The organism is Thermogutta sp., assembly GCF_039793925.1.
Lineage (GTDB): Bacteria > Planctomycetota > Planctomycetia > Pirellulales > Thermoguttaceae > Thermogutta.
The window spans coordinates 1-4,496 of the sequence record NZ_JBAMME010000264.1 but is presented as its reverse complement, the minus strand read 5'-3'; the positions used below and the strand labels follow the sequence as shown (position 1 = coordinate 4,496).

The following is a 4,496-nucleotide window of genomic DNA, read 5'->3' as shown; positions in this document are numbered from 1 at the left end:
CCCCACCGCTCGCGTGTCGCCTTGCCGTCGTAGTCAAGAAATGCCGGCGATATCGTCTCGGCCAGCTCGCGATAAGCCCGCGCGGCGCCTTTTTCTCCCGCGCCTGCAATCAAGTTCAACACCTGCTCGTCGCTTGCCTGCAACAGCGCTTCGACGTCCGCGAGCTCTTTTTCAACTCGCCGCGCAACCTTCGCGATATCCTGTTCGCCCGGGGCGACCTGTCGACGAAAGACCTTGACGATCTCGTCCGCAAGGGTATATAGCCCGCGAAACTCATATTCTGTATAAAGTGCCGCGATGGATTCGAGATCAAGTTCCATTAGAACTCACCGGTCGGAACCGCCAACCCGCTTTCCTCAAGGATCCGGCGAACTTCACTTTCGACCTGATCGTGTGTCCAGTCCGGGTGAAGCAGTCTGACCATCGTTTCCTTGGAAACCGCGCCCGCCCTGCTCAACAGTTCAATGCTTTGTGCTACTTGCGACAGCTCGCCGCGTACTGAATCTTGCATTTCAACGCTTACTGGCACTGGAGTGAATCCGCCGCCCAAATATTTAGCGTCGATTGCTTGAGCGATGAACGCCAGCCGCTCCAGAGCCACACGCCAGTGTTCGGCTTTCTTTGCGGCGGTCATTAAAGATTTGCGTTCCCTGATCATTAAGGCTGTTCCGGACTCAGCCTGACCTGTAATATCTAAACCAAATGTTTGGGGCGAATAGCCTGCAGTTTGATATATTCGTTTCAAGAGTTCTAGTGCAACGGTTAAGTGCTGTTCGGCCCGTATCTCAAATTGAGTAAGTTTGATGTTGTCGTTTAATGTGCTGTTCGGGGATTCCATCACCTCGAACGCAACATAGGCTTCGCGGTCCAGGTCGAAGGCCAGGGACTTGTTGTCGTCGGAAGTCATCAATTGAAAGAATCTCCGGGGCGCGATGATTCTCGCTTTGCCCAGTTGAATGTCACGCATCAGACTTGAATAAGTCTCGTCCAGCGACTCCATGAGCCCCTCTGCGCCCAGGTAGTCGCTTTGCCCAAGGTCCTTACCCCTAGGATCGTTGCGGAACCAACGGTTTGGGCGAACGTTCGGAACATAAACCGCAGCCAGGCCTGAAAGCCCTGTGTCTACTTCCGGCAACATGCCTGCAGTCTCATCTCTCGAATCAAGATCAACCGGCGTTCCGAGCTGGGCCCCTGTTCCAAGAAACAAACTTGTCAATATCCTGCCTGGTTCATGGCGTTCGAGTAGCCGCCAAACCTTGTCGCCGGCTTCGTCGAGCACGCGCCAGAAGGTGACGGCGGTCAAGATGCCATGGGAGAACTCGGGTAAAGCTTGATCGGGCTGGACCACGCTCAGGATCGGGATGCTGGCCAGAGTCTTGTCCCAGTTGATTTTTAAAAATATCCCACCCAACGCCGCGCAAGCCTCAGCGGCTTCGATCAATTTGCTACGCCAATGGCCCTCGGTGATTATAGTGTCAAGGCGCGCTTGTGCTTTTCTTGCATTTAGTGAGCCGTCGTCTTGCACTTTTATCTTGGGCGGTTCGGAGAACAACAAGGCAGCACTTGTTGCAGCGATATCCCCGGCCACTGGAACGTGTAGCATTGTGCGCCGCCGCGCCGCGAGCCCGCGACCCCAAAAATGATCATTGTCGGTGCGGAAGGCATTGAAAAACTGCTCGAAGTTCGGGATCGTGACCGCCTGCGCGTAACACGCCGCGAGCCGATTGGCGTCGCCGCTGAACCAGGCGTCGTGCAAGGCATAAAGCCTGTATATATTGTTCCATTGCGGCGGTGGCCAGGTCGTTTTAGGGTCAATGAGCGTCAGCATCGGATTTTATACTGTCTTTCTCAATAGATCTATCCACAAATGCCTTACGTGTTGGACAGCATATCGTCCAGCGTCAGGGTCATGATCGTTTTTCTTCAACGGCTGGTCCTTCCCCTGTTGCCGTGCAGTCTCGTCCCATTGATAACTCAGCCACTCGTTCAAGCCGCCTTTGTCAACAACCCGCCGGCTAAAGAGGAGCAGCTTTCGACTGAACAGCGAGTAAACATCTTGAATGCCCCTTAAGACACTACCCGGCGACTGATCGGCCCAGTCGAGCCGCTTGACTCTCTTCAATTTGGCCCGGGAGTCTTGAGCCAGGACCACAAATGAAATCGCGTCAACAGGCACTACGATTGAAGCCGGTGTAATGTCGAGACTATCAAGCCAATCGTCCAGTCCCTCCAGCAGCTTCAGATCTGAAGCTTGCTGGTAGCTTTGAGTCACGTCCCAGCGCCAAAAATCGACGAAGTAGAACCGGCCGTCGGCACCCTGGCCGAGAAGCCAGAACGTAGTGACCGAACCTGGGCCGTAGTCCATTCCCACCCAGTAATTGGCCATTGCTGGCAGGTTTTCAGTCTCAACAACGTGTTCTTTTTCGTCGAGCAGGTCGTAAATGGCGCCTTCTAGTCCAACCCACTGGCCATCTCGATACCGCTGGCCGTACTTTCCTGGCAAGGAGTCGAGCCAGACTTGATAGTCTCGTGGTAGAAACCAGTTGTCCTTGCTTCTAGTTTCGATCACGCGGCAATTGCTGTCCCTTGTGCCGCCGGTTAACCCGAACCTTTCTGCCAGGTGGTGTCGCGGAGGGCCAGGGTTGCAAGCCCCAAACAGTTGACGGTTCTCGTCTGCTTGGTTCCGGCACCGGCTCCTTAGCATCAACCATTCTTCCTCGTCGAGCTCGGTTGCTTCGTCAACAGCGCAAGCCCCTAAGTTCAATGACCCAATTTTACTAGCTTGATCAATGCCGAAATAAACAATCTCACCGCCACCGTAAATTTTTATTGTCTTTTCAGACTTGTTGTGATAGTACGTTCCAACCGGCAACACAGGCGGCAGTTCCCCGTCCGGTTCAAGTAAAGTTTTTAAAGTTGTGGCCTTTAAGCTCACCAAGGTTTTTCTGCATAAGCCCACTCTATTGCCCGGTTTTATCGCGTGCATTAGAGTTTTAACGCAAACGGCGCGTGTCTTCCCTGCCCCGAAGGCTCCTGAGTACAGAACTTCCGGTTCATTGGCCATGCAAAACTCAAGCTGTTTTGGGAGCAAGGCATATGTCAAGTAGTTCATTGAGTATCTTCAGGCGGCTTAGCAGGGACCAATTGAATTGAAACCTTCTCGCCATTGTTTTCATCAGGTATGCCGCGCGCTTGTCGCTCGATGGCCACGCTGGCTTTGAACATGTCGATGATGTCTTTCGAGTTCATTTGCGAAGTGTCGATTTGATCAAGGGCTTCAGAGACCTTTTCGCCCATTTTTACAGCTAAACCCGCGTGGCGCTCGAGCATTTCCTTGCGTTGTATCAGCGAAAAAGTCAGCTCGGCGTCGGCGCGCAGTTGGTCGTAAACAGCCGCTCTTTCAATCCACCCGAATTTTTGGGCTTGTTTTTTGATCGTGCTGGGCTTGCAGGCAAGAAGCCGCGCTAGCGCTGTGTAAGAGCGTGCGGGCCCCATTTGAGCGAAGAGCAGGAAGTTGTGATACATCCTCAGCGGCTCGTGAGGCCATCTGCGCAGGATGGGGTTTTCCTCGATGAACTGCAGTATCTGGTCTCGGATCTCCTGCGGCTCGCCAGGCAAGGGGCATTCAAGCTCGATTATTTCACGAAGGTTGTCTTGCATTGTTTCTCTGCAATTGTGGCCGGGGGGCGGGGGGCTTGCGTCTCTGCTCTGCAATTATACCAGGTCGTTTTTTTTTCTGTCAACAGGTTTGTCTTGCGTTTTTTGGCCAGGCGGGGGGGCGCGGTTTTTCAAGCAGCAAGTCACAAGGGGTCTGTGCTCGAGATCATCCGGGGGTTGTGGTGGGGCTTTCAAGGCTTGTTTTTTGCGTTGCGGGCTTGTCTTATCAATTTGCATCATCCTTAAGGTTCCCAACACAAGTCGGCATTGGGGTAAAAGTCGCCCCCACCCCGTCCCATGTCCCAATATATATATAATATATTGGGACATGGGACGGGGCGGGGACTTACCCATGCCGAGTTCTGGGACACTTCAATTTCTGTATTATTCTTGACTGTCCCAAGGTGGGACACTTAACAAAGTATGTTTTTTTAAGCCCCCCTTAAACCCTTATGGCGTGGTTTTCTAGGTCTCACGTGTGTGTATGATTTTCTTTTTAACATCTTTTCTTGTCCGTGTTGTCCCATTGATGTGATTTAATGGGACACCAAGCCAACCAACACATTTTGCGCCCTTTGTGAAAACCTTGTCAATGGGACAACTTGGGACACACACGGCTTGCACAAAAGTGTGCAGTGGCACAAGCCCGTTGCTTGGCCCAAGCGATGGATATCCACCGCTGTTTTACACATAGAAAACGTTTCTCTAGCTAATTTCACAAAACCTTTTGCAAGCCCCCTCGTTTGTGAGTGTCCCATGTTGTCCCATTTATGGGACACCGACAAAAAGGCGGCCGCAACACAACAACTTTGTCATAGCCATAAGCCGTGTTTTACTCT

Annotated in this window: 4 protein-coding genes; all 4 read right to left on the bottom strand. The window is 52.5% G+C overall.

The features are described 5' to 3' along the window. Nucleotides 1-320, bottom strand: a 320-nt coding sequence (locus tag ABJK56_RS13135; RefSeq protein WP_347245122.1) for a hypothetical protein, incomplete at its 3' end; no start/stop codon positions are given. Further along, on the bottom strand, nt 320-1,828 hold the full coding sequence (locus ABJK56_RS13130) for a phage portal protein (RefSeq protein WP_347245121.1): 1,509 nt from the start codon (nt 1,826-1,828) through the stop codon (nt 320-322). The genes ABJK56_RS13130 and ABJK56_RS13135, both read right to left, overlap by 1 nt. A 6-nt stretch (nt 1,829-1,834) precedes the next feature. After that, entirely contained in the window at nt 1,835-3,064 is a 1,230-nt protein-coding gene (locus ABJK56_RS13125) for a phage terminase large subunit (protein ID WP_347245120.1), read from the bottom strand. 44 nt (nt 3,065-3,108) lie between these two features. Further along, nucleotides 3,109-3,660 (bottom strand): hypothetical protein, encoded by a 552-nt coding sequence (locus ABJK56_RS13120; RefSeq protein ID WP_347245119.1) that lies wholly within the window; start codon nt 3,658-3,660, stop codon nt 3,109-3,111. Between the last annotated feature and the right edge of the window lie 836 nt (nt 3,661-4,496).

What these genes read in the sequence shown, in the direction of transcription:
- ABJK56_RS13130 (WP_347245121.1), bottom strand. Translation starts at nt 1,828, where the DNA reads ATGCTGACGCTCATTGACCCTAAAACGACCTGGCCACCGCCGCAATGG.
- ABJK56_RS13120 (WP_347245119.1), bottom strand. Translation starts at nt 3,660, where the DNA reads ATGCAAGACAACCTTCGTGAAATAATCGAGCTTGAATGCCCCTTGCCT.
- ABJK56_RS13125 (WP_347245120.1), bottom strand. Translation starts at nt 3,064, where the DNA reads ATGGCCAATGAACCGGAAGTTCTGTACTCAGGAGCCTTCGGGGCAGGG.